Origin of the sequence: Paraburkholderia sp. EG286B, assembly GCF_040965655.1 — a bacterium.
Lineage (GTDB): Bacteria > Pseudomonadota > Gammaproteobacteria > Burkholderiales > Burkholderiaceae > Paraburkholderia.
This window is the reverse complement of sequence record NZ_JBFRCF010000004.1, coordinates 370,986-393,320: the sequence shown is the minus strand read 5'-3', so window position 1 is coordinate 393,320 and position 22,335 is coordinate 370,986. Positions and strand designations below refer to the sequence as shown.

Below are 22,335 nucleotides of genomic sequence, written 5' to 3'. Positions count from 1 at the left end.
AATATTTTCGGCGTCATGTTAGCGAACCGGAGAGGGAATTCGCTGCGGAAAATATTGCAGGCAGTCAGTGACTCGTTAGCCAGACGAAACGTCGCCGTCAACATAACGCCAGCGTCCGTCGCCGCCGCGCGTGAAGCGACTCGTCTCGTGCAGCCGGTGTGCACGGCCGCCCGTTTTGTAGCGTGCGATGAATTCGACGATCGCGTGCGTGTCGTCGAGTTGTTCGTGGCGCTTGATGGCCAGTCCGAGCCAGCGCGGGGCGCCCTCGGCTGCAGGGTCCACATCGAGATCGGCGGGACAGGTCTCATTCGCCCACGTCGAGCGCAGATACGCCTCCTCGCCCAGCACGTAAGCCGTGTAGCGCGAGCGCATCAGTTCGAGCGCCGTGGCGGGGATCGCCACTCCGTCGATGAAGCGGCCACAGCATTGCGCGTAGCGCGGCGCCTTGCTGGCCGCCTTCTGGTTGGGCGCGGCGCCGCCGCAGGGACAATCGGCGGGCCGGGTCGCGGGCGAGACGACGCGCGCGGCTTCAGCGTTCATGGGTCGAGGCTCCGTTGCGAGAGGCCACAAGCGTAGCGCAGACGGGCGCCGCTTTACCAGTCGAGCTCGGTGCCGTCGTACTGGAAGAAGCGGCCGTTGAAGACGTCGCGCGCGGCGGCCGCCTCGGCCACCACCTCGCGCATGCCGGAAACGCTCACCGCTGGATCGATCGCCGCGTGCGCGCCGCCCATGTCGGTACGCACCCAGCCCGGATGCAGCGCAACGCAAGTGGCGCGGCGCGTTTGCAGCGAGGTGATCTTCAGCACGTCGTTGAGCGCGGCCTTGCTCGCGCGATAGAGCCAGCCCGTCGTGCCCGTGGTCTCCGCAATGCTGCCCATGCGGCTCGACAGCACGCCGAGCACGCCGTGGGCGTCGTCGACGAGCGGCAACAGGACGGGGATCAGCTGCATAGGGCCGCGCACGTTGGTGTTCATCACGTATTCGAAGTCTTCGGCCGTGATGGTTTCCACGCCCTCGGTGCGCGGGCCGTAGACGCCGGACACGACGAGCGCCACGTCGAGCCGCTCGCCGTCGAGCTTCCAGCCGAGCGCAGCGATTTCCTCGGGCCGCGCGATGTCGAGCTGGAAGGTCTGCGCGCCGATTGCGCGCAGCGCTTCGAGCGCTTCGGGCCCGCGCGCCGTGGCCAGCACGCGCCAGCCGGCCTTCGCATACTGCCGCGCGAACTCGAAACCCAGGCCCCGCGACGCGCCCACGATCAACGCTGTTTTCATCTCGTCACCTTGCTTGTCCGTGCATTGAAACCGCTGCAGCGCGCCGCCTGCCCGCCTTGCCAAGCGGCGCGCTTCTTCGGGCACTAGCCTACAGCAGTTCGACGCCCATCGCCGTGGCCTCTCCGCCGCCGATGCACAGCGTCGCCACGCCGCGTTTGCCGCCGCGCGCGCGCAATGCGCCGATCAGCGTCACGAGAATGCGTGCGCCCGAAGCGCCGATCGGGTGACCGAGCGCACACGCGCCGCCGTTCACGTTGACCTTCTCGTGCGGCAGATCATGCTCCTTCATCGCGGCCATCGTGACCACGGCAAAGGCCTCGTTGATCTCGTAGAGATCGACGTCGCTCGCCGTCCAGCCGGTCTTCTCGAACAGCTTGCGGATCGCGCCCACCGGCGCCGTCGTGAACTTCGCGGGCTGCTGTGCAAAAGTCGAATGGCCCGTCACGCGGGCGAGCGGCTTGAGGCCGAGCTGCTTCGCCGTCGATTCGCGCATCATCACGAGCGCCGCCGCGCCGTCCGAAATCGACGACGAATTCGCCGCCGTCACCGTGCCGGTTTTGCTGAACGCGGGCTTGAGCGTCGGGATCTTGTCGAGATTGGCCTTGAACGGCTGCTCGTCGCGCGCGATGGTCGTTTCGCCTGCGCGCGAAGCCACCTTCACCGGCGCGATCTCCCATGCGAACGAGCCGTCCTCGTTGGCGCGTTTCGCGCGCCTGAGCGACTCGATCGCGAACGCGTCCTGGCGCTCGCGCGAGAAGTCGTACTCGCCCGCGCATTCTTCCGCGAACGTGCCCATCAGACGTCCCTTGTCATAGGCGTCTTCGAGGCCGTCCAGGAACATGTGGTCGAGCACCTGGCCGTGGCCCATGCGCATGCCGGAGCGCGCCTTCGGCAGCAGATAAGGCGCGTTCGACATGCTCTCCATGCCGCCTGCGACGATCACATCGGCCGAGCCCGCCAGCAGCATGTCGTGCGCGAACATCGCCGCGCGCATGCCGGAGCCGCACATCTTGTTGACGGTCGTGGCACCCGCTGCGAGCGGCAGCCCCGCGCCGAGCGCCGCCTGGCGTGCGGGCGCCTGGCCCTGCCCTGCGGGCAGCACGCAGCCCATCACGACCTCGTCGACCTGTTCGGGCTTCAACCCGGCGCGCTCGACGGCCGCCGCGATCGCCGCCGCGCCGAGCTGCGGCGCGGTGAGCGTCGCGAAATCACCCTGAAAACCCGCCATCGGCGTGCGCGCCGCCGAAACGATCACGATGGCGTCCTGCTTTTGCGTCTCACTCATGTTTGTGCTCCTTGATGAATCCGTTTGCATTCGCTGTTGGCCGCACGCGCGTTCAGGCAACGCGCACGACCGGCGCGTCTTCACGCGCGAAACGTTCTGGGTAACACACGCTAAAACGAATCGATGCGTCGTAGGGAAAGCAGTCCGGCACTTCGCCCGCGATGAGCCTCGCGCGGCTTTCCTGCCAGAGCCCGGGCTCGAAGAAGTCCGCGTGATGGGCGAGAAATGCGCGCTTCACGCGCGGATCGCCGAGCAAAAACGTGCCGTACGTCTCCGGAAAGATGTCGCGCGGGCCGACTGCGTACCATGGCTCGCCCGATAGTTCGTCCTCCTCATGACGCGGCGGCGGCACGGCGCGTACGTTGCAGTCGGTGAGATATTCGATCTCGTCGTAGTCGTAGAACACCACGCGGCCGTTGCGCGTCACGCCGAAATTCTTGTAGAGCATGTCGCCCGGAAAGATGTTCGCGCGCAGCAGGTCCTTGATCGCGTTGCCGTATTCGCGGATGCCATGCTCGACTTCCGCGTCACTGCCGTTCTGCAGATAGAGATTGAGCGGCACCATGCGCCGTTCGATGTAGACGTGACGGATCACGAGGTTATCGCCTTCGTACTCGATCATCGAGGGCGCCAGCGTCTCCAGCTCACGCACGAGCGCGTGGTCGAGCCGCGCGATGGGCAGCGCGACGCTCGAATATTCGAGCGTGTCGGCAAGGCGCCCAAGCCGGTCGTGGCGCTTCACGAGCTGATACTTCGCTTCGACCTGCTCACGCGTGGTCTCTTTCGGCGCGGGAAAGCTGTCCTTGATGACCTTGAACACATACGGATACGAAGGCAGCGTGAATACGATCATCACCATGCCGCGGATGCCGGGCGCGACGATGAACAGATCGCTCGAATGCGAGAGGTGGTGCAGCAAGTCGCGATAGAACAGGTTCTTGCCCTGCTTCTGCAAGCCGAGAGAGGTGTAGATTTCGCCCTTGGCCTTGCGCGGCATGATGGTGCGCAGAAACTCGACGTAGGCGGACGGCACTTCCATGTCCACCAGAAAATACGAGTGCGAGAAGCTGAAGAGGATGAGCAGCTGTTCCGTGCGCAGCAGCACCGTGTCCAGTGCCAGCTTGCCCGACTCCACATGACGGATCGGCACGACGAACGGCGCGAGCAGATCGCCGTTGATGATGCGCCCGACGATATATGCGCCCTTATGCCGGAAAAACAGCGACGACAGCACGTGAATCTGGAAGTTCGGCTTGGGCTCGACCACCCCGAAGGTGTCGAGCATCGTCTGCATGATGCAGTCGACGTCGCGCCCGAGATCCTCGAACGGCGTCTCCAGCTGGAAGTTCGTGACGATGCGCTCAAGCGTCGCCGCGACACCGTCCTTGCCCGGATAGTACGCGCGGTAGGTGGGCTTCGCGGCGGGCTCGTCGTTCTCGATGTATTCGGTCGAGATGGCGGGCCGCACGAAGATGAAGTCGTTGTTGAAGTACGAGCGATGCAGGATCTTGCAGCACACGGAGTTGAAGAACGTCTCCGCGCATTCGGGCTGCCGGTGCGTCGTGAGCAGGCCGATGTAGTGCAGCTTGATCTGCTGCCAGACTTCGTCGTCGATGCTCTCGGCGCCGTATTCGTCTTCGAGCGCGGCCACGCACTCCTTCACGCGGTCGTCATAGGAGGCGATGCGCTCGCGCGCGAGCTGCTGCAGGGCGCGCCAGTCGGCTGCCTCGAAGAAAGTCCGCGCCCTCGCCGCCGCGTCGCAGAAGTTGTGATAGTGACGGTTGAAGCCGTCGAGCATGGTCTGCGCGACATCGAAGCCGATCTGCGAAGAGAGCAGTTTCGGGAAGTGTTTCATGGCGGCCATGCCAGTTGCGCTCGCGTCAGCGTTTCGCGCGAGCGGCGGCGGGAGCGTCGCTCTCGTGCGCCGCATTCCTGTCCAGAAGCGCGCGCGCCTGGGACTCGTACTGCGCGAGGTCTTCGAGCGTGGCGTCGAGGTCCGCGCGCTGGCGCTCGAGTATCTCGCGGTGATGCACGACGGTGTCGAGGAACGCCTGGAGCTGCGGGAGCGTGTCGGTCGGCGACTCGTAGAGATCGAGCAGCGTGCGAATCTCCGAGAGCGTGAAGCCGAGGCGCTTGCCGCGCAGCGTCAGCTTCAGCCGCGTGCGATCGCGCCCCGAAAAGACACGCTTCAGGCCACCCGCGCCTTCCCGGCTCGGTGCCAGCAGGCCCTGGTCCTCGTAGAAGCGGATCGCGCGCGGCGTTACGTCGAATTCCCGGGCGAGTTCGGTAATCGTGTACTGGGTCGTCATAGTGTGCGGAAGGCGGCTGGCCCGGCTGTTGTCTGCACGACAGCGCGAGGGACGATAGAATCGACGTTTACGTTATCGTCAAGTACGCGGTTACGCAACCGGCAGGAGCGACGCGCAAGACGCGCTTTGCATGGGGCCGGAGTGGGCGCGCAAGCGCTAACTCTGGTCGACCGCTTTACGTGGGACCAGAGTAAGTGCTTTGCATGGGCCCGGAGCAGGTGCTAAAGCGCCAACTCCGGCCGACAGCTAAAGCGCTAACTCTGGTCGACAGGAGAAGACACCCCCAATGAATGCCCTCGAACACCAGCTCGACTATCCCTACGCCGACACCCTGCCGGAGCCCGGCCTCGCCTTCGATGTCGCGCCCGGCGTGAAATGGCTGCGCATGCCGCTGCCGTTCGCGCTCGACCACATCAACCTCTGGCTGCTGCGCGACGAGATCGACGGCCAGCCAGGCTGGACCGTGGTGGACTGCGGCATCACCAACGACACCATCAAGGCCCGCTGGGAAGCCGTGTTCGAGAACCAGCTGGAAGGACTGCCGGTGCTGCGCGTGCTCGTCACGCATTGCCACCCCGACCATATCGGCCTTGCGCACTGGATTTGCGCGGGCGGGGACAAGGCGCGCTGGGACGTGCGCCTGTGGACCACGCTCGGCGAATACATGCAGGCCCGCGTGATGGCGGCCGGCGACGGCTCGAATGCGGGCGGCGAAGGCGCCGCGCGCCATTTCGCGCGTCACGGGCTCACGGACGAAGCGTCGCTCGACAAGCTGCGCAACCGCCGCGGCTACTACGGCAGCCTCGTGCCCGCGCTGCCCACGCAGTACCGCCGCCTGCGCGAAGCCGATACGGTGGCGATCGGCGGGCGCGACTGGCGCGTCATCACGGGCTACGGCCACTCGCCCGAGCATTGCGCGCTGTACTGCGAGGCAACCGGCGTGCTGATCTCCGGCGACATGGTGCTGCCGCGCATCTCGACCAACGTTTCCGTGTTCGACATGGAGCCGGAAGGCAATCCGCTCGGCCTCTACCTCGAATCGCTCGGCCGCTACGAAACGCTGCCCGCGAACACGCTCGTGCTGCCCTCGCACGGCAAGCCGTTTCGCGGCGTGCGCACGCGCATCGCGCAACTGCGCGCGCACCATGACGCGCGTCTTGCCGAAGTGATCGAAGCGTGCGGGCGAGCGCCGCAAAGCGCCGCCGACATCGTGCCGATGATGTTCAAGCGCGAGCTCGACATCCACCAGATGACCTTCGCGATGGGCGAGGCGCTCGCGCACCTGAACCTGCTGTGGCTCGAAGGCAAGGTCACGCGCACGACCGGCGCGGACGGGGTGATCCGCTTCACCGCCTGACAAACCACTGCGCACAAAGAAAAACGGGCGGCCCGCAAGGAGCCGCCCGTTTTTTTATGTTTAGCGCGAGGTGAACGGCCTTAGTTCGAGCCGCCCGTGATCAGATCGGCGCCCGGCGGCCGCACGAACTTGAAGGTCGAAGCCGGCAGCGACGGGTTCTTCTCGATGTTGGAGAACGTGAGCAGCGTCACGTTGCCGAACACGTCGTGCAGTTCCATGGCTTCGAGGTTGCCGTCGCGAAAGCCGATGCCCACGCTCTTGAACTGCGTGTCCTTCGACTTCGGAATCAGCTCCAGCCAGTCGATGCCGTTCTTCACGCCAGCGTCGGAGAGCGTGAAGTTCTTGTCGAGATCGTTACTGCCGAACAGGATCGCCGCCGGGCTCGCGCCGAGCGCGCCGCCGAGCTTGCGCTCGGTCACCTGGTTCAGGTCCTTGTCGTAGACGTAGAGATTGTCGCCGTCCGACTGCAGCACTTGCTGATACGGCTTCTCATACGACCAGATGAACTTGCCGGGCCGCGCGAACACGAACGTGCCGCTCGAGGTCTTGGCGTTCATCGTGGCCGTGGCGATGGCGTCGCTGGCGTTCTTCGCGCCCGAGGGCGCCTTGAGTTCGCGCTGAACAAAGCTGCCGCGCGCGGCGTGCACCTGCGAGACGAACTGCTTCAGTTGATCGGTGCCGCTCGCATACGCCTGCGAGACCATCAGGACCGACGCGCCTAGCGCGACGAAGAGCGCGCGGCGCGCGGTGCGCGCAAAGCGGGTCGGAAGTCCAGCCGGATACTGCATCTATCGTTCTCCAAGAGGTGTGTCTTTGGCCGTCGGGTTGCCGGGGCCATGCCTGGCCGTTGCCAAAGCGCGGCGGCCCGGCGCGGCTTACTCGGCGTCGCCGCGGTTGGGCACGAGGATCTCGCGGTTGCCGCTCGACGACATCGCCGAGACGAGCCCGGACTGCTCCATCTGTTCGAGCAGCCGCGCCGCGCGGTTGTAGCCGATGCGCAAGTGCCGCTGCACGAGCGAAATCGACGCGCGGCGATTCTTGATGACCACTTCGACGGCCTGGTCGTACAGCGGATCGGACTCGTCGCCGGTGCCGCTGGTTCCCGCAGCCGTGCCCTCGTCGCCTTCGCCGCCCACCGCGCCTTCGAGAATGCCCTCGATATAGTTCGGCTCGCCCTGCTCCTTGAGTTTCTCGACGACGCGGTGCACCTCGTCGTCGGCGACGAACGCGCCGTGCACGCGCACGGGCAGACCCGAGCCCGGCGGCAGATAGAGCATGTCGCCCATGCCGAGCAGCGACTCGGCGCCCATCTGGTCGAGAATCGTGCGCGAGTCGATTTTCGAGGAGACCTGGAAGGCCATACGCGTGGGCACGTTGGCCTTGATGAGGCCGGTGATGACGTCCACGGAAGGCCGCTGCGTCGCGAGAATCAGGTGGATGCCCGCGGCGCGCGCCTTCTGTGCGATACGCGCGATCAGCTCTTCGACCTTCTTGCCGACCACCATCATGAGGTCGGCGAGTTCGTCGATCACGACCACGATGTGCGGCAGCTTCTGGCACGGTTCCGGATCGTCCGGCGTGAGGCTGAACGGGTTCGGGATCTTCTCCTCGCGCTTGTTCGCCTCTTCGATCTTGTTGTTGTAGCCCGCGAGATTGCGCACGCCCAGCTTGCTCATGAGCTTGTAGCGGCGCTCCATCTCGGCCACGGTCCAGTTCAGCGCGTTGCCGGCCTGGCGCATGTCGGTCACGACCGGGCAGAGCAGATGCGGAATGCCCTCGTAGACACTCATTTCGAGCATCTTCGGGTCGATCAGGATCATGCGGACCTGCTCGGCGCTCGCCTTGTAGAGCAGCGACAGGATCATCGCGTTGATCCCCACCGACTTGCCCGAGCCGGTCGTGCCGGCCACGAGCAGGTGAGGCATCTTCGCGAGATCGGCGCACACCGGCTTGCCGCCGATGTCCTTGCCGAGGCCCATGGTGAGCGCCGAAGGCGCGTCGGCATAGACCGCCGAGCCGAGGATTTCCGAAAGACGCACAGTCTGGCGGCGCTGGTTCGGCAGCTCCAGCGCCATGAAATTCTTGCCCGGAATCGTTTCCACCACGCGGATCGAGACGAGCGAGAGCGAACGCGCGAGGTCCTTCGCGAGGTTCACAATCTGGCTGCCCTTCACGCCCGTAGCCGGCTCGATCTCGTAGCGCGTGACGACCGGGCCCGGATACGCGGCCACCACGGCCACGTCCACGCCGAAGTCCTTGAGCTTTTTCTCGATCAGGCGCGAGGTGAATTCGAGCGTGTCGTCGGAGATGGTTTCCTGGGTGGCCGACGCGGGGTCGAGCAGCGAGATCGCCGGCAGCGTGGAGTCGCCCGGCAGATCCTTGAAGAGCGGCACCTGGCGCTCTTTCTCGACGCGCTCGGAGCGCTGTGGCGTGACCACCGGCGGCACGATCGTGACCGGCTCGTGTTCCTCGATCTTCACGCGGCCGCGCTCGACCTTGCCTTCGCGCTTGACGGCCGCCGCTTCGCCGAGCTTGCGGTCGCGGCCCGCCTCGCGGCGCAGCCTCGCCATGGTCACGGCATTGATGATGGATTCGCCGACCTTTTCGGCAACCGAGAGCCACGAGAAGCGGAAATAGAGCGAAAGACCGATCGCGAGCGCGATCAGCAGCGCGAGCGTGCCGCCCGTGAAGCCGAGCGCGTGCGAAACGCCGCGCGCCACCGCGCCGCCCACCACGCCGCCGGGCGTCTGGGGCAGTTGCACCTTGAGCGACCACATGCGCAGCGCCTCGATGCCGCAGCTCGACAGCATGACGAGCACGAACGACAGGGCTTCGGCGAGCCAGCTGATGTCGCGCGGCTTGTCGTCGTCATCGTCGGCAATCGCTTCGTGGTGCGTGATGCGCTGGTAGTTCGCCGAGATGAGGCGCCCCAGCAGCACGATCCACCAGTAGGCAGACAGGCCGAACAGCAGCAGCAGGATGTCCGAGACGCGCGCGCCGACGCGCCCCGCCCAGTTCGAGATGTGGTCGACCTGGGCCGCGTGCGTCCAGCTCGGGTCGTGGCGGCTGTAGCTGATGAGCGCCATCAGCAGGAACACGCCTAGCGCGACCTGCAGGATCCAGCGAATTTCGGTGAAAAGGCGCGACATGCGGTGAGGCAATGCCTGCGCCTGCGCGGAATAGGGAGCTTTGGCCATTGAATCCTGGGCTGATTCTTGATGCGTTTGCGGTCCGCCAGTCTTACCGTATGCCCGAAACCCCGGGCAGACGGGCGCGGCCGCCGTCGTCCGATCCGGCCTATTGTAAACGCGTTGTTTCGGCCCCGGCGGCCCCTCGCTGTAAATGACGGTAACTGACAACGGTGCGCGTGCGCGACAGGGCGGCATCCGGCCGCGCCGTGGCGGTCGAGCCCGCGCTCCAAGCGCCACCCGCCGGGCCCAGGCTATCGCGCCGATGAGGAAGCTTCATCGAGCGGCGAGCGCCCCCCGCCTTTATAATTGCGGGCTGATGCCCAACTACATGCGTGAGCCCCGCCGCAACGCCGGGCAGCCCGACCGGGCACCCCCGGCGGGCGCCCGAATTTACGCGCCACGCAGCGTCTTTCTACGGAATTCGATCATGTCTGCAACCAAACACGCGAAAGTCCTGATTCTCGGTTCCGGCCCCGCCGGCTACACGGCCGCCGTCTATGCGGCGCGCGCGAACCTTTCGCCGCTGCTCGTCACGGGTCTCGCCCAGGGCGGCCAGCTCATGACGACGACCGACGTCGAAAACTGGCCCGCAGACCCGAACGGCGTGCAAGGCCCCGAGCTGATGCAGCGTTTCCTCGAGCACGCCGAGCGCTTCAACACGGAAATCGTGTTCGATCACATCCATACGGCCAAGCTCAACGAAAAGCCCATCCGCCTGATCGGCGATTCGGCTGAGTACACCTGCGATTCGCTCATCATCGCGACCGGCGCGTCGGCGCAATACCTCGGCCTGCCGAGCGAAGAGCTGTACATGGGCCGCGGCGTCTCGGCCTGCGCGACCTGCGACGGCTTCTTCTACCGCAACCAGCACGTCGCCGTGATCGGCGGCGGCAACACGGCCGTCGAAGAAGCGCTCTACCTCTCGGGCATCGCGAAGAAGGTCACGGTCATTCACCGCCGCGACAAGTTCCGCGCCGAGCCGATCCTGATCGACCGCCTGCTGGAAAAGGAAAAGGAAGGCGTGGTCGAGATCAAGTGGGATCACGTGCTCGACGAAGTGAAGGGCAACGAAGGCGGCGTGAACGGCCTGCGCATCAAGAACGTGAAGACGGGCGAGACCACCGAGCTCGACCTGCAGGGTCTGTTCGTCGCGATCGGCCACAAGCCGAACACGGACATCTTCGAAGGCCAGCTCGAGATGAAGAACGGCTACATCATCACGAACGGCGGCCTGAACGGCAACGCCACCGGCACGAGCGTGCCGGGCGTGTTCGCGGCCGGCGACGTGCAGGATCACGTCTATCGCCAGGCGATCACGAGCGCGGGCACGGGCTGTATGGCCGCACTCGACGCGCAGCGCTACCTCGAGACCGTGAACGAATTGGGCCAGGCGCACGTGATGAGCGCCGAAGCCGAGCGCTAAGCCGGGCGAGCGCAGCTTTACCCAGCGTTTTTCGCCATGCCCAAGAACGTGCCCCACCCGGGCGAGCCGAGGCGCCCCGCCCCGACTCGCCCTGATCCGGCGCCCACGCCTGCTCCCGCGGCGGACGAAGCCACGCCCGCCAAGACGGCTTCCGGCTTCGCCGGCCTCGGCAGCCTGCGCGACGCGCTCAAGGTGCAAACCCGCCAGCGCGAGCGCGAACGCGTGGCCGCGCAGGCTGCGCGTGTCGAAGCCGCCGCCGACAGCGACCTGTTTCGCCGCGAGATCGGCCAGATCGCGCCGCTCAAGCAGCCTGTGCGCGCGCAGCCGCGCCGTGCAGCCCCCGTGCCGCTGCCGCTGCAAACGCGGCTCGACGAGCAGGCCGTGCTGCACGAAGCGATCTCCGACGAATTCGACCCGGAAGCGTTGCTCGACACCGACGACTCGCTGTACTACCACCGCCCCGGCGTGAGCGAAGAAGTCGTCAAGAAGCTGCGGCGCGGCACGTGGATCGTGCAGGCGCAACTCGACCTGCACGGCATGCGCCGCGAGGAAGCGCGCGAGGCGCTGCAGAACTTCATCCGTGAAGCGGGCAAGCGCGGACTGCGCTGCGTGCGCGTGATCCACGGCAAGGGCCTCGGTTCCGTCGGCAAGGAGCCGGTGCTCAAGGGCAAGGTGCGCGCGTGGCTCGTGCAGAAGGAAGAAGTCATCGCGTTCTGCCAGGCGCGGCCGCACGACGGCGGCGCGGGCGCCGTACTCGTGCTGTTGCAGCCGCACCCGGTCGGGCACGCGCAGCATCATTCCCACGCGCCCTGACCGAACCGGTCGTCGGCGTGTCGACATGAAAAAACCCCGTTGCTGCCTGCGCAGCGAACGGGGTTTTTTATTGCGCCGGGCAAACCGGCACACGGCGATCAGGCGAGGCGCTCTTCCGTCTTCGGGTCGAACAGCACGGCCTTCGAAACGTCGAACAGCAGATCCATGTTGTTGAGCGGCTGCGGATTCGCGCCCGGGTGCACGCGGCTCACGATGCGCTTGCCGTTGACCTGCGCGAACACGAGCGTGTCCGGACCGGTCGGCTCGATCACGTCGACCTTCACCGAGTGGCGCTGCAGTTCGTGGCCGTGGCCGTCGTGCGAGCTGCGCGCGTCGGTGATGCGCTCCGGGCGCAGGCCCAGCACCACTTCCTGGCCGATCTGGCCGCGCAGCTTGTTCGCTTCGAACGGCAGGTTCAGCACGCTGCGCGCCACGCCCGTGTCGAGCTCGATGCCGATGCCCGAGCCCTGCTCCACCAGCTTGCCGTTGATGAAGTTCATCGGCGGCGCGCCGATGAAGCCCGCCACGAACAGGTTCGACGGCGAGTCGTAGATCTCCTGCGGTGCGCCGAACTGCTGCACGATGCCGTCCTTCATGACCGCGATGCGGTCGCCGAGCGTCATGGCCTCGATCTGGTCGTGCGTCACGTAGACGATGGTCGTGCCCACGCGCTGATGCAGCAGCTTGATTTCCGAGCGCATCTCGATACGCAGCTTCGCGTCGAGGTTCGAGAGCGGCTCGTCGAACAGGAACATGACCGGATCGCGCGCGAGCGCACGGCCCATGGCCACGCGCTGGCGCTGGCCGCCCGACAGCTGGCCCGGCTTGCGGTCGAGCAGGTGCTCGATCTGCAGCAGCTTCGACACGCGGCCGACGATCTCCGTCTGCTGGTTCTTCGGCACCTTGCGGATGTTCAGGCCGAACGAGATGTTCTCGCGCACCGTCATCGACGGATAGAGCGCGTACGACTGGAACACCATTGCGATGTCGCGATCCTTCGGCGAGAGGTTGTTCACCGTCTTGCCGTCGATCTGGATCTCGCCCTTGGTCACGGTTTCGAGACCCGCGATCATGTTGAGCAGCGTCGACTTACCGCAACCCGAACCACCGACCAGAATCAGGAACTGGCCGTCTTCGATGTCGATGTTCACGCCCTTGAGGACGGGAACCCCGTTCGGGTAGGTCTTGTAGACGTCGCGAATGGAAAGGCTTGCCATGATGCTATGAATCCTTTTAATCGAATGCGGGTTTAACCCTTCACCGCGCCCGCCGTGAGACCGCGCACGAAGTAGCGGCCGGCGATCACGTAGACGAGCAGCGTGGGCAGCGCGGCGATGATCGCGCCGGCCATGTCGACGTTGTATTCCTTCACGCCCGTGGACGTGTTCACGAGATTGTTCAGCGCCACCGTGATCGGCATCGAATCGACGCCCGAGAACACGATACCGAACAGGAAGTCATTCCAGATCTGCGTGAATTGCCAGATCAGGCACACCATGAAGATGGGCAGCGAGATCGGCAGCATGATGCGCGTGAAGATCATGAAGAAACCGGCGCCGTCGATGCGCGCGGCCTTCACGAGTTCTGCGGGCACGCTCACGTAGAAGTTGCGGAAGAACATCGTGGTGAATGCAATGCCGTACACGACGTGCACCAGCACCAGACCGCCGATCGTGTTCGACAGGCCGAGGAAGCCTTCGAGACGCGCCATCGGCAGCAGGATGGCCTGGAACGGGATGAAGCAGCCCACCAGCAGCATCGTGAAGAGCGCGTCCGCGCCGCGAAAACGCCAGTGCGTGAGCACGTAGCCGTTGAACGCGCCGATGATCGACGAGATCAGCACGGCCGGAATCACCATCTTCACCGAGTTCATGAAGAACGGCTGCATGCCGTCACAGCGCACGCCGGTACAGGCTTCGCTCCACGCCTTGATCCACGGCGCGAAGGTCGGGCTCGTCGGCAGCGAGAGCATGGTGCCCGTGTGAATCTGGTCGAGCGACTTGAACGACGTCGACAGCATCACGTAGAGCGGGAACAGGAAGTACACCGCGAACAGGATCAGCGCCGCATAGATGACCACGCGGCTCACGTTCATCTTAGGCTGCATTGCGCGTGCTCCTCGATTCCAGATACATGAGCGGCACGAGCACGGCCACGACGGTGGCGAGCATCATCATCGACGACGCTGCGCCGACGCCGAGCTGCCCGCGGTTGAACGAAAACGTGTACATGAAGATGGCCGGCAGCGACGACGACGTGCCCGGACCACCGGCCGTCAAGGCGACGACGAGGTCGAACGTCTTGATCGTGATGTGGCACAGGATCAGCAGCACGGAGAAGAACACCGGACGCATGCTCGGAATCACGATCTTGCGATAGATCGTGGGCAGCGTCGCGCCGTCCACCTGGGCCGCCTTGAAGATCTCGCTGTCGACACCGCGCAGGCCGGCCAGGAACAGCGCCATGCAAAAGCCCGTGGACTGCCACACCGCGGCGACCACGATACAGAAAATGGCCTTGTCCGGGTCGTTGAGCCAGTCGATGTGAAAGCTCGTCCAGCCGATGCTGTGCATCACCTGCTGAATGCCGAGGTCCGGATTGAAGATCCACTGCCATGCCGTGCCCGTCACGATGTACGAGAGCGCCATCGGATAGAGGAACACCGCGCGCAGCGCGCCTTCCTGACGAATCTGCTGGTCGAGCAGGATCGCGAGGAACAGCCCGAGCGCGACGCAGATCGCGATGAACGGGATGCCGAACCATCCGAGGTTCTGCGCCGACGTCCACCAGACGTCGTTGGAGAACAGCTCGCGATAGCGGTCGAGACCCGCGAATTCATAGCGCGGCATCAGTCGCGAGGTCGAGAGCGACAGATACCCGGTAATGAGAATGAAGCCGTAGACGAATACGAGGCTGATCAGAATGCTGGGCGAAAGCACCAGCTTCGGGATCCAGCGGTCTGCGAGCGCCGCCATGGGCGACGCGCGGCGGGTAGCAGGCGTGGCCGCCTTGCCGTTGCCGCTAAGAGAAGCAGTCACTGCGCAACTCCTGGTACGGTGCGAAAACCGCTTTCGCACGATGATGGGGTTCAGAGGGTGAACCGTCATGCCCGGGGCGCGCCACGAATGGCGCCCCCCGTCTTACAGCACTAACCTGCTACGCTCACTTCGTCTTCGCAGCCTTCGCGAGCGCTTCCACCGCGCTCTTCGAATCCTGGGTCGAGTTCATGAACTTCGTCACGACGTCGGTGATTGCACCGGCCGTTGCGTCAGGCTGAGCCATGCCGTGAGCAAGCGACGGCACATAGCCGCCGGCCTTGATCGCGATCTGCTCATCCGCGTACGACTTCTTCGCGCATGCGTCGAACTTGCTCATGTCCACGCCGAGACGGACCGGAATCGAACCCTTGTACAGGCTGAACTGCTCCTGGAAGCCCGGGCTCATGATCGTCTTCGCGAGCGCGAGCTGGCCAGGCGTTGCTTCCTTCTGGCCCTTCTGCTGGAAGAACACGAACGAGTCGACGTTAAAAGTGTAGGCCTTTGCCGTGCCCGGCACTGCTGCGCAAACGTAGTCCGTATCCGGCTGCTTGTTCGCGTTCGCGAACTCGCCCTTGGCCCAGTCGCCCATGAACTGCATGCCGGCCTTGCCGTTGATGACCATGGCCGTGGCGAGGTTCCAGTCGCGGCCCGTGCGGCCGTTATCCATGTACGACTCGATCTTGCGGACCGTGTCGAACACGCCGACCATCTGCTGCGACGTGAGGGTCTTCTGGTCGAGGTCGACGAGTGCCTTCTTGTAGAAGTCCGCGCCCTGCGAGAGGACCACGTCTTCCCACAGCGTCAGGTCCTGCCACGGCTGGCCGCCAGCGGCGACCGGCTGGATGCCTGCAGCCTTCATCTTGTCGGCCAGCGCGAAGAATTCCGGCCACGTGGTCGGCGCCTTGCCGCCCACCTTGTCGAGCGCTGCCTTGTTGATCCACACCCAGTTCACGCGGTGCACCGAGAACGGCGCGGCCACGTAGTGGCCGTCGGCGTGCATGATCTTGTCGATCTGCGGCGGCAGATTGGCCTTCCAGTCGCCGGCGACGGAGTCGACGTTCACCAGTACGCCCTGCTCAGCCCATTCCTGGATCAGCGGACCCTTGATCTGGGCGGCCGTCGGTGCGTTGCCCGAGATCACCTGGGTCTTCAGTGCGGTCATGGCCGCCGCGCCCGCGCCACCGGCGACCGCGAAGTCCTTCCACACATAGCCCTGCTTCGTCATGTCGTCCTTGAGCACGCCGACGGCCTTCGACTCGCCGCCCGAAGTCCACCAGTGCAGCACTTCGAGGGACTCGGCCGCTTGCGCCGTGGCGACGCCACCCAACAGACCTGCTGCGCACAGGGCGCCCATGATCGCGCGGAATTTCATTGCTTATCTCCTCCAGACACCTGAACAAAAAACGATTGGCCCCTGATCGCCAGGGTGCGGTGGTTGGTCAAACAGGCAAAACAGGCAAAACACTGGACGGACGGGCGCCGGAGTGCCGCGCGCGCGTGCTTTTCATTAGATGCGCGCGGGCCGCGTGCCGGTTACCGGCCGCAGGACGCTCAAGAGATGAGTGGTTCGGAATGCAACTTGACTGTCTCCTCTTTTGATTTTCGCCGGCCACCCGGCCGGCCGAGGCGCCGCTTGCGTCACGCGGCCTTGAAGCCTCCGCACGGCGGGGAACCGGGCGCACGGCGCACTGGCAAGCCGGGCTGAGTCCCGCGTGGTTCTCCGTTAACATGAGGGGGCATTCCGTCCGCTCGCGAAACCGCGCAAACCGCCTTGCTGGCTGCGTTCCACGCTTTTTTCATCGAATGAACGTTACCTCTTGATTTGGATTGTAGTTAAACTACAATTCAGTGTCAAAAAAAATTTTATCGGACTACGGCCGCTCGATCGCCCACACAGACGGGCACCCGTTGTACCCTGCAGCGGCCCCCCAGGACTCTGACTGAGACTCATGCAAACCCAGATCGATTCAGGTTTCACGTTCGTGCTCTTCGGCGCCACCGGCGACCTGTCGATGCGAAAGATCCTCCCCGCCCTGTATGAAGCGCACCGTTCAGGCATGCTCGCGGAGTCTGGCAAGATCGTGGGCGTCGCGCGCCACGAAGAGGATCGCGCGGCGTATATCGGGTGGGTCGACGAGCACGTCAAGCCGCATGTGAAGAAGAACGGCGGCTACGACGACAACGCGTGGGCCAGCTTCCTCGAGCGCATCGTCTATGTAAAGCTCGACCTCTCGCGCGCCGAGGACTTTACTCACTTGCGCGACGGCATCGCGTCGCTGCCCGGCATTCGCGTGTTCTATCTGGCGACGGGCCCGTCGCTGTTCGTGCCGATCTGCCGCGCGCTCGCCGCCGTGGGTCTGAACGAGAACTCGCGCATCGTGCTGGAGAAGCCGCTCGGCTACGACCTCAAGTCGTCCAACGCGATCAACGACGCCGTCGGCGAGATCTTCGCCGAAGGCCAGATCTACCGGATTGACCACTACCTCGGCAAGGAACCGGTGCAGAACCTGCTCGCGCTGCGTTTCGGTAACGCGCTGTTCGAGCCGCTGTGGCGCCGTGAATGGGTCGAGAGCATCCAGATCACGATTGCCGAGGAACTGGGCGTCGAAGCGCGCGGCGACTTTTATGACAACACTGGCGCACTGCGCGACATGGTGCAAAATCACCTGTTGCAGTTACTTTCGATTGTCGCCATGGAGCCGCCGCATTCGATGGATTCGGATTCGGTGCGTGACGAAAAGCTTCGCGTGCTGCGCGCGCTCAAGCCGATCAATCCGCTCGACATCAGCAAGGTCGCCGTGCGCGGTCAGTACCATGCGGGCGTGATCCGCGGCCAGGCGGTGCCGGGCTATGCGACCGAGCAAGGCGTGAAGCCCGAGAGCCATACGGAAACCTTCGTCGCGCTCAAGGTGGAGATCGAGAACTGGCGCTGGGCGGGCGTGCCCTTCTTCCTGCGCACCGGCAAGCGTCTTGCCGACCGCGTGGCCGAGATCGTCGTGAACTTCCGCCCGGTGCCGCATTCGGCGCTGGGCGCGCCGGCGCTGCGCCCCGGCGCGAACCGCCTCGTGATCCGCCTGCAGCCGAACGAGAACATCCGCCTCTACTGCCTCGCGAAGCAGCCCGGCGAAGGCATGAATCTCGCGAGCGTGCATCTGGATCTCGCGTTCGACCAGTTCTTCCGCGAAGGCCAGATGGAGGCCTACCAGCGCCTGCTGCTCGACGTGATCAACGGGCGCCTTGCGCTGTTCGTGCGGCGCGACGAGCAGGAAGCGGCGTGGACGTGGGTCGAGCCGATCCTCAACGAGTGGGCGGCGACGCCGCGCGCGCCCAAGCCGTACGCGGCCGGCACATGGGGACCGGCGGCCGCCAGCGCGATGCTCGCGCAGCACGGCACCTGCTGGCTCGAAGAAGAGAATTGATGGGATTGCATGGCGGCGCGCACCGCGAGCGCGATGCCGGACCGGACAGATGAACTACCCCGTAGACCTACAAAAAAGCAGCATGGAGGAGAAGTGATCGAGCTTCACGTATTCGACGACCCGCGCGTCCAATCCGACGCGCTGGCGCGAGCCGTGGGCGACGCGCTACATGCGTCGCTCGCCGCTCAGCAGGCGGCGCCCGGTACTGCCGCGCGCCGTGCAACGCTCGCCGTCTCCGGCGGCACGAGCCCGCGCCCCTTCCTCGAGGCCCTTTCGACGCACCGTTTCGACTGGGCGCACATCGACGTCACGCTCGTCGACGACCGCTGGGTGCCGGACACCGACTCCGCGAGCAACGCGCGCCTCGCGCGCGAGACGCTGCTCACGCACGAAGCGGCGCACGCGCGCTTCCTGCCGCTCGTCGACGTGGCGCACGATCTCGACGCACATGTCGCCGCGCTCAACGCCGACCCAACCCGCAAGCTGCCGAACGTCGCCGTGCTCGGCATGGGCGAGGACGGCCACACGGCCTCGATTTTCGCCGACGCCCCCGAATGGCACGAAGCCATCACCACGGCGCGCCCGTTCGTGGCCGTGCATCCGCAGGCAGCGCCCCACGCGCGCGTCTCGTGGTCGATGCAGGCGCTGCGCCAGGTCGACCGGCTGTTCCTGCTGATCGCGGGGCAGCGCAAGCTCGAAGTGCTGCAACAGGCCGCCGCGGCCGAACAAAACAACGCCATCTCGAAGCTGGCGAACGACAAGGGAGTGAGACTCGATGTCTACTGGTGCGCCTAATAAAAACGCCCCTGGCGCAGGCCAGCACGCCGACGGTCCGAGGCTGCTCGCCGACATCGGCGGAACCAACGCGCGCTTCGCGCTGGAAACGCGTCCGGGCGAAATCGGCCAGGTGCGCGTGTACCCGTGCGCGCAGTATCCCGGCGTCGCGGAAGTGATCCAGCAATACCTGAAGGACAACAAGATCGGCCGCGTGAATCACGCGGCCATCGCGATTGCGAATCCGGTCGACGGCGACCAGGTGCGCATGACCAATCACGACTGGACCTTCTCGATCGAAGCGACGCGCCGCTCGCTCGGCTTCGACACGCTGCTGGTCGTCAACGACTTCACCGCGCTCGCCATGGCGCTGCCCGGCCTGACCGACTCGCAGCGCGTCCAGGTGGGCGGCGGCCAGCGCCGCCAGAACAGCGTGATCGGCCTGCTCGGGCCGGGCACGGGTCTCGGCGTCTCGGGCCTGATCCCCGCCGACGACCGCTGGATCGCGCTCGGCAGCGAAGGCGGCCACGCGAGCTTCTCGCCGCAGGACGAGCGCGAAGACGTCGTGCTGCAGTTCGCGCGCAAGAAGTGGCCGCATGTCTCGTTCGAGCGCGTGTGCGCGGGGCCCGGCCTCGAGCTGATCTATCGCGCGCTCGCCGCGCGCGACAAGAAGAAGCTGCCCGCCGAACTCGGCACGGCCGAAGTCGTGCAGCGCGCGCATGACGGCGAGGCGCTCGCGATGGAAACCGTCGAATGCTTCTGCGGCATTCTCGGCAGCTTCGCGGGAAACATCGCGATGACGCTCGGCTCGCTCGGCGGCATCTATATCGGCGGCGGCGTGGTGCCGCGTCTCGGCGACCTCTTCACGCGCTCGTCGTTCCGCCAGCGCTTCGAGGCGAAGGGCCGTTTCGACACCTATCTCTCGAACGTGCCCACCTACGTGATCACGGCCGAGTATCCGGCGTTTCTCGGCGTGTCGGCGATTCTCGCGGAGCAGCTGTCCAATCGCGCGGGCGGCGGCTCGTCGGCCGTGTTCGAACGCATTCGCCAGATGCGCGACGCGCTCACGCCCGCCGAGCGCCGCGTGGCCGACCTCGCGCTCAACCATCCGCGCTCGATCATCAACGATCCGATCGTCGATATCGCGCGCAAGGCCGACGTGAGCCAGCCCACGGTGATCCGCTTCTGCCGCTCGCTGGGCTGCCAGGGCCTCTCGGACTTCAAGCTCAAGCTCGCCACGGGCCTCACGGGCACGATTCCGGTGAGCCACAGCCAGGTGCATCTGGGCGACACCGCCACCGACTTCGGCGCGAAGGTGCTCGACAACACCGTCTCGGCCATCCTGCAGTTGCGCGAGCACCTGAACTTCGAGCAGGTCGAGAATGCGATCACGCTGCTCAACGGCGCGCGCCGCATCGAGTTCTATGGGCTCGGCAACTCGCACATCGTCGCGCAGGACGCGCACTACAAGTTCTTCCGCTTCGGCATCCCGACCATCGCCTATGGCGACCTGTACATGCAGGCCGCTTCTGCCGCGCTGCTCGGCAAGGGCGACGTGATCGTGGCCGTGTCGAAGTCGGGCCGCGCGCCGGAACTGCTGCGCGTGCTCGACGTCGCCATGCAGGCGGGCGCGAAGGTGATCGCGATCACGTCGAGCAACACGCCGCTCGCCAAGCGCGCGACCGTGGCGCTCGAAACCGATCACATCGAGATGCGCGAATCGCAGCTTTCGATGATCTCGCGCATCCTGCATCTGCTGATGATCGACATCCTCGCGGTGGGCGTCGCGATTCGCCGTGCTTCGCCCGATGCGGACCTGGGCAACGCCGTCGAAAAGGCGCGCGAGCATGCCGACGACGATGCATCGGCCGTGCTCGACTGGCTGAGCCACGGCGCTTCGCCCACGGCGCGCGACTGATATCGGCTGATTCGAGCGACGAAAAAAATGGGACGCCTCGGCGTCCCATATTTATTTCATGCGAAGGATCGACATATCGATGTATCGCTCACGGCGTTGCCGTTCGCACCGCGTCCGGCGCCGGCGTGCCGTGCCACTTCACGACGAGTGCGCGCCCCACCCACGTCATCAGGCCGCACACGCCGATCGTCACGCCCATGCCGAACGGCGAGATGCCCGGGAACCAGCCGACCACGGCGCTCGCGAGCGCGCCGAGCGCGAGCTGCGTCGCGCCGAATACGGCCGCCGCCGCGCCCGCGTTCTTCGGATAGCGGTACATGAGATCGGTCGCGCAGTTCGCGCCGAGCAACCCCACCACGCTAACCACGAAGAACAGGCCAAACACGATCGACCACAGGCCGCCCCAGCCCGTCACGCACATGAGCGCGACGAAGAGCGACGCGACGATGCTCACACCCGAAGCGATCGACACCATGCGAAGGGTGCCGAACCGCCCGATGAAGCGCGTGTTGAGAAAGTTGCCGAGCATGATGCCGAACACGTTCGCGCCGAAGAAGAACCCGTAGTGCTGCGGCGAGACGTGGAAGTACTCGATATAGACGAACGGCGTGGCCGAGATATAGGTGAACATCGCGGCGAACGCCATGCCGCCGCAGAGCATGTGCCCCCACACGAGCGGATCGCGCAGCAGACGCCCATACGCCGCGAACGAGCGCAGCACGGCGGCACTTTCGCGCTTTTCCGGTGGCCAGGTTTCCGGTACGCGCAGGTAGGCCGCCACGGCGCAGGCGAGGCCGAACAGCGTGAGCGCGACGAACACCACGCGCCAGCCGCCGATCAGCAGCAACTGTCCGCCGATGAGCGGTGCGAGCAGCGGCCCGATCGCCGTGACGATCGCGACCATCGAGAGGACTTTGGCGGCGTCCGATGGCTCGTGGGCGTCGCGCGCGATGGCCCGCGAGAGCACCGAGGCCGCGCCCGCGCCGAGCGCCTGCAGAAAGCGCACGACCACGAGCTCGCCCACGGAGAACGAGAGCCAGCAGGCAATGCTGGCAATCGTGAAGAGCGCGATGCCGCCGAGCAGCACGGGGCGGCGGCCATAGGCGTCGGAAACCGGGCCGTAGAGCAGCATGCCGATCGAAAAGCCGGCCATGAAGCTCGTGAGCGTCGAGGCCGCAGCGGCGGCGCTCACGCCGAACGACTGCGCGATGGCGGGCAGGCTCGGCAGATACATGTCGGTGGCGAGCGGGCCACAGGCGGCGAGTGCGCCCAGCAACAGGATCAGCCGGCCATCGGGCCGGCGGCGCGGGGAATGGGACATGGTGTATGTGGCGGCGAAACACGCGCGGCTCGCGCGGTCTCGATGTCAGGGGCCGAGTCATCCGTCGCTGCAGGAGCGGACGAAAGCGGACAAAAACAGCAACGCGGTGTCGCCGAATTGTACCTGACGCCCCTTGCCCGCCATGCGCCGCCCCACATGCGGCGGCGGCGCGGCTTTGCGCTAAGCTGCCCGCTTTCGCCCAACTTCAATTTGCCG

At 65.6% G+C, this 22,335-nt stretch carries 18 protein-coding genes; 6 read left to right on the top strand and 12 right to left on the bottom strand.

All coding sequences use genetic code 11. The features are described from left to right. Positions 1-75: 75 nt before the first annotated feature. The 5 genes from AB4Y42_RS10680 to AB4Y42_RS10660 all read right to left on the bottom strand — a co-directional run bounded on the left by AB4Y42_RS10680 (position 76) and on the right by AB4Y42_RS10660 (position 4,865). The gene (locus AB4Y42_RS10680) at positions 76-540 is read right to left on the bottom strand and encodes a YchJ family protein (protein WP_368687734.1); all 465 of its coding nucleotides are present in this window, start codon (positions 538-540) and stop codon (positions 76-78) included. A 53-nt stretch (positions 541-593) separates the two neighbouring features. Next, on the bottom strand, positions 594-1,271 hold the full coding sequence (locus tag AB4Y42_RS10675; RefSeq protein WP_368694130.1) for an SDR family oxidoreductase: 678 nt from the start codon (positions 1,269-1,271) through the stop codon (positions 594-596). Positions 1,272-1,359: 88 nt separating this feature from the next. Then, entirely contained in the window at positions 1,360-2,556 is a 1,197-nt protein-coding gene (locus AB4Y42_RS10670; RefSeq protein WP_368687732.1) for an acetyl-CoA C-acetyltransferase, read from the bottom strand. Between the two features lie 52 nt (positions 2,557-2,608). After that, on the bottom strand, positions 2,609-4,411 hold the full coding sequence (gene aceK / locus AB4Y42_RS10665; RefSeq protein ID WP_368694219.1) for a bifunctional isocitrate dehydrogenase kinase/phosphatase: 1,803 nt from the start codon (positions 4,409-4,411) through the stop codon (positions 2,609-2,611). Positions 4,412-4,436: 25 nt separating this feature from the next. After that, positions 4,437-4,865 (bottom strand): MerR family DNA-binding transcriptional regulator, encoded by a 429-nt coding sequence (locus AB4Y42_RS10660; protein WP_368687731.1) that lies wholly within the window; start codon positions 4,863-4,865, stop codon positions 4,437-4,439. A 286-nt stretch (positions 4,866-5,151) separates the two neighbouring features. On the opposite strand from AB4Y42_RS10660, the gene AB4Y42_RS10655 reads away from it, so the two are divergent. Next, entirely contained in the window at positions 5,152-6,222 is a 1,071-nt protein-coding gene (locus AB4Y42_RS10655; protein ID WP_368687730.1) for an MBL fold metallo-hydrolase, read from the top strand. A gap of 80 nt (positions 6,223-6,302) precedes the next feature. On the opposite strand, the gene lolA is transcribed toward AB4Y42_RS10655, so the two are convergent. Both lolA and AB4Y42_RS10645 read right to left on the bottom strand, forming a co-directional pair. Beyond that, positions 6,303-7,010 (bottom strand): outer membrane lipoprotein chaperone LolA, encoded by a 708-nt coding sequence (gene lolA, locus AB4Y42_RS10650; protein WP_368687729.1) that lies wholly within the window; start codon positions 7,008-7,010, stop codon positions 6,303-6,305. Positions 7,011-7,097: 87 nt separating this feature from the next. Further along, positions 7,098-9,419 carry a DNA translocase FtsK gene (locus tag AB4Y42_RS10645; RefSeq protein WP_368694129.1) on the bottom strand — a complete coding sequence of 774 codons (2,322 nt, stop codon included), beginning with the start codon at positions 9,417-9,419 and terminating at the stop codon, positions 7,098-7,100. 421 nt (positions 9,420-9,840) lie between these two features. Here AB4Y42_RS10645 and trxB point away from each other — a divergent pair, with 421 nt between their 5' ends. Together trxB and AB4Y42_RS10635 are read left to right on the top strand one after the other, a co-directional pair. Continuing rightward, complete coding sequence (gene trxB, locus AB4Y42_RS10640) at positions 9,841-10,836, top strand: thioredoxin-disulfide reductase (protein WP_368687727.1); 996 nt, start codon at positions 9,841-9,843, stop codon at positions 10,834-10,836. Between the two features lie 36 nt (positions 10,837-10,872). Beyond that, positions 10,873-11,649, top strand: coding sequence for a Smr/MutS family protein (locus AB4Y42_RS10635; protein ID WP_368687726.1), 777 nt, complete (start codon positions 10,873-10,875; stop codon positions 11,647-11,649). A gap of 98 nt (positions 11,650-11,747) precedes the next feature. On the opposite strand, the gene AB4Y42_RS10630 is transcribed toward AB4Y42_RS10635, so the two are convergent. From AB4Y42_RS10630 to AB4Y42_RS10615, 4 genes are all read right to left on the bottom strand, one after another. Continuing rightward, on the bottom strand, positions 11,748-12,866 hold the full coding sequence (locus AB4Y42_RS10630; RefSeq protein WP_368687725.1) for an ABC transporter ATP-binding protein: 1,119 nt from the start codon (positions 12,864-12,866) through the stop codon (positions 11,748-11,750). 32 nt (positions 12,867-12,898) lie between these two features. Continuing rightward, positions 12,899-13,756, bottom strand: coding sequence for a carbohydrate ABC transporter permease (locus AB4Y42_RS10625; RefSeq protein ID WP_368687724.1), 858 nt, complete (start codon positions 13,754-13,756; stop codon positions 12,899-12,901). Next, on the bottom strand, positions 13,746-14,687 hold the full coding sequence (locus tag AB4Y42_RS10620) for a carbohydrate ABC transporter permease (protein WP_368687723.1): 942 nt from the start codon (positions 14,685-14,687) through the stop codon (positions 13,746-13,748). Before AB4Y42_RS10620 ends, AB4Y42_RS10625 begins: the two co-directional genes overlap by 11 nt. Before the next feature lie 124 nt (positions 14,688-14,811). Continuing rightward, positions 14,812-16,059, bottom strand: coding sequence for an ABC transporter substrate-binding protein (locus tag AB4Y42_RS10615; protein WP_368687722.1), 1,248 nt, complete (start codon positions 16,057-16,059; stop codon positions 14,812-14,814). Positions 16,060-16,636: 577 nt separating this feature from the next. Here AB4Y42_RS10615 and zwf point away from each other — a divergent pair. The 3 genes from zwf (at position 16,637) to AB4Y42_RS10600 (ending at position 20,798) form a co-directional block, all read left to right on the top strand. After that, positions 16,637-18,106 carry a glucose-6-phosphate dehydrogenase gene (gene zwf, locus AB4Y42_RS10610; RefSeq protein ID WP_368687721.1) on the top strand — a complete coding sequence of 490 codons (1,470 nt, stop codon included), beginning with the start codon at positions 16,637-16,639 and terminating at the stop codon, positions 18,104-18,106. Positions 18,107-18,199: 93 nt separating this feature from the next. Continuing rightward, a complete protein-coding gene (gene pgl, locus AB4Y42_RS10605; protein WP_368694128.1) occupies positions 18,200-18,901 on the top strand; it encodes a 6-phosphogluconolactonase in 702 nt (233 codons plus the stop codon). Next, positions 18,882-20,798, top strand: a complete 1,917-nt coding sequence (locus AB4Y42_RS10600) for a bifunctional transcriptional regulator/glucokinase (RefSeq protein ID WP_368687719.1) — start codon at positions 18,882-18,884, stop codon at positions 20,796-20,798. Before pgl ends, AB4Y42_RS10600 begins: the two co-directional genes overlap by 20 nt. A gap of 88 nt (positions 20,799-20,886) precedes the next feature. On the opposite strand, the gene AB4Y42_RS10595 is transcribed toward AB4Y42_RS10600, so the two are convergent. After that, positions 20,887-22,119: a Bcr/CflA family multidrug efflux MFS transporter gene (locus tag AB4Y42_RS10595; RefSeq protein ID WP_368687718.1), complete on the bottom strand. Its 1,233-nt coding sequence runs from the start codon at positions 22,117-22,119 to the stop codon at positions 20,887-20,889. Positions 22,120-22,335 lie beyond the last annotated feature (216 nt).